A 2,918-nucleotide genomic window follows, 5' to 3' on the forward strand; every position below is an offset into this window, starting at 1 on the left:
GTATTAGTAGGCTTATAATATTCGCCTTTGTACATCAAAAATAAAACCGCCACATCAGTGCCAGCCTCAGGCTTAAATTCACAAATACAGTTTTGCGTTGGAAGCAGACATGCGTCGCAGCGAACTACTTTACTTCCACGCGCGTGGAATGGACGTTCAGCACGAGATAACTCGTCTAAACGGAGTTGCATAACAGAATTCAAGATAGTACGTCTTTGCCAAAATTTTTATGGATTTTACCATAGTAATTTGTGATAAAAGAGCGTAAATATCTTATCAATTTTTTGATTAAAATTTGGAATGTTTGGGAGTAGATAATGGTGCCGGAGCCGGATGTAAAATACAATCATATACTATTGAATAATATGATGTTTAATTTATAGCTAGTTTGAATATAGCACCTTTTGTAGCACCACTTTTCCGTTGTAGCACCTTTCAAACCTTAAATGAAGGGTGCGCGATATAGTAGACAATTTGTTGAAAAAAATTCATAAATATTTTGGTAAGTTTTTTACCTTGTAAGGACCATAAGCTTCTTATATCTGAAATCATTCTCTAGCTCAGGTTTAGCATCCTTGATTTCTGATAGACAAGTCTTCAATTTGCCTCTTTCAAAAAACGATTTATCGTCCGTTACTTTGTAAAGAAGAGCTAGGCATTCTTCTGGGAATTCAGTCGAATAATTATTTTGAACAATTTTTTTTAAACTCGTAGCCACATATTGCATTGGTTCAAGCCAATCACTAAATAGCTGAACTCCCCTTTCAAAACGTTTTTCAGAGGAAATAATTAGATTTACTAAGCTCTCGGAAACTTCTGAAGACAAATAACTTCTGTCTTTAGGCCACACATGCTCCCAGAACGGTTCTACTCTATTTTCCCAAAACTCAAGTTCATTTGAGTTTCCTTTGAACTGCCTAACATAGGTAAAAATTTTGTTCTTCTTAGTTTGTGGAATCCTATCTATTACGTTTCGAAACTCGCTGCTAGTAAATCCGTCAATTTGATACATGGCAAGATAGACGATAAACCGAACGTAATGATCACCATACCTCCCAAGTAAATTTATGTTTGAAGCCAACTCTAAAAGGCCACCTTTTATTTCTTCTAATAACGGGGGATGTATTCGGGCATTTGATAAAAACATTTGCCAGCACAAAGGTGCAATAGCTGAATTATTTATATCGAGTAATGGAATAAGACAAGAAGATGTCCAGTGACTATCTAACCTGTGTAAAGAAACAAGATTTGAAAACGGTACGACTTTAGCGGCCACCGAAACGTGGTCAGGAAGTTGTAACACACCTTCTAGTATTTCTTTAAACGGTGTCTTCAATCCATCACCATCCTCAACGCCTTCATGGAATATTGATGAAACGATACTACTACTTACTTGGCCTAATGGACTACTAGCCAAACTTAGAGCATCTGCGCCTTCCTCTAATGCAACATTCTTATCACTTTTACTAAATTCTAAAAAACGTTGGCAAAGCTTGGTGAATAAATCGATGTCGAACACAGCGAGTTCAGAGCATCTTCTTATCCAAACGGAAATTGAGTAGAGATTGTCCTGAAAAACATCAGAGGGCAGTCTAAGTAATTCATTACCGAATAGTTTTAAAAACAACTTGATAGTTTTAGGCTTACTCCATGCCTGTATAGCGCCATTCCAACGCGACGCGTCATAGATACCTCGCTTATAAAGGTCATCTAAAGCATAAACAGTATTTAGAGGGTGTTTTTCTGCAACTTGATACCAATTATCTCGGTAAAAGCTATCCGTGATCTCAGTTTCATTCTCGAAATACTGGACAATCTCGTTTCGACCAGTTGGTATTGATGTTTGTTTGATACTTGATACATAACCAGGGTCTTCGGATGTGCTCATCCATGTTGAAAACTCTTCTTCTTCTTGACTACCTAATTTTAAGTAAGAAAACTCCTCTTTAATTCGCTTAGCTGTTTTTGCTGCCTCTTCCCCTAGCTCAACGCCTGATGACTCAAGCTTTGCCAGAAGATACCAAGCCTTAAAATCGTAATGAGCTTTATCGACTTCTAGATTTTTAGAGTTCACTGCGACTGTTCGATCAACGATTAGACTCTCAAGGCGCCTTTGTTCACTAGGAGAGAGAGAGTTGCCCTTTTTAACTATAAGCCTCATAACCTCTCGTTTGGTATCCATTTCCCAAAGCCAGCGACCGTTCTCAGATTCTAGCCAGCTGAGCCATGGAATCTCTGAGTCTCCTTTGTAATTTGCCGCAGCAAATAAAGCGAGTCTTTTGAAAACAACATGTTTTGAAGAAAACCACTCTAATGCTTTACTAAAGGCTTCTCGTTGATTTTGCATGTTTAATTCAAGCCAACTATCTCTTGTAAGTTCAATTAAGATCGTCCAATCATGGAATCCTCTATTTTGAAAATGAGGCTCTATAGAAGGCATATGATATGTTGATTCGTCTAAACCTACTTTCAGAGATATAAAATCTTGAAGCTCTACAGCATCCAACAAAGCCCTCTCAAAGTCCTCCATAAAAAACGGTAAGCAGCTGCTCCACAAATTTCTATCTAACATTTCTAAAGCGTTACGGAAATAATTTTCAGCAATAGTCGTTTCGATACTAAATCTGACTTCTTCTCGAATATTTCGTAGCCCTCCATCACTGACTAGAACCTTCGGAGAAATAATTTCTCTTAACATCAACCGACAAAAATAGTCCTTCCCGAATGCCTTGAATCGTTCTATCCAATCGTAAGATAGACTACGAAACTCATTGAATCGCACCCTATCAGAAATAATAAGATTCCATATTGACCTATAATGCATATTCCGGCCGGATCTGAACAGCGATTCCGGAAATACTTGAACACTCATTCTGGAATTATTTGAACACTGATTCCGGATTTATTTAGTACAGTTT

1 protein-coding gene and 1 pseudogene are annotated in these 2,918 nt (G+C 37.6%); both read right to left on the reverse strand.

What is annotated here, in order from left to right:
• Positions 1-191 (reverse strand): annotated as a pseudogene (locus tag BIZ39_RS22090) (DTW domain-containing protein); the annotation flags it as partial.
• A gap of 320 nt (positions 192-511) precedes the next feature.
• Positions 512-2,698: a hypothetical protein gene (locus BIZ39_RS21090; protein ID WP_187448005.1), complete on the reverse strand. Its 2,187-nt coding sequence runs from the start codon at positions 2,696-2,698 to the stop codon at positions 512-514.
• Positions 2,699-2,918 lie beyond the last annotated feature (220 nt).

Source organism: Alteromonas sp. BZK5 (assembly GCF_014349115.1).
Lineage (GTDB): Bacteria > Pseudomonadota > Gammaproteobacteria > Enterobacterales > Alteromonadaceae > Alteromonas > Alteromonas macleodii.

Coding starts and splice junctions, on each gene's coding strand:
- BIZ39_RS21090 (WP_187448005.1), bottom strand. CDS start 2,698: ATGTTAAGAGAAATTATTTCTCCGAAGGTTCTAGTCAGTGATGGAGGG.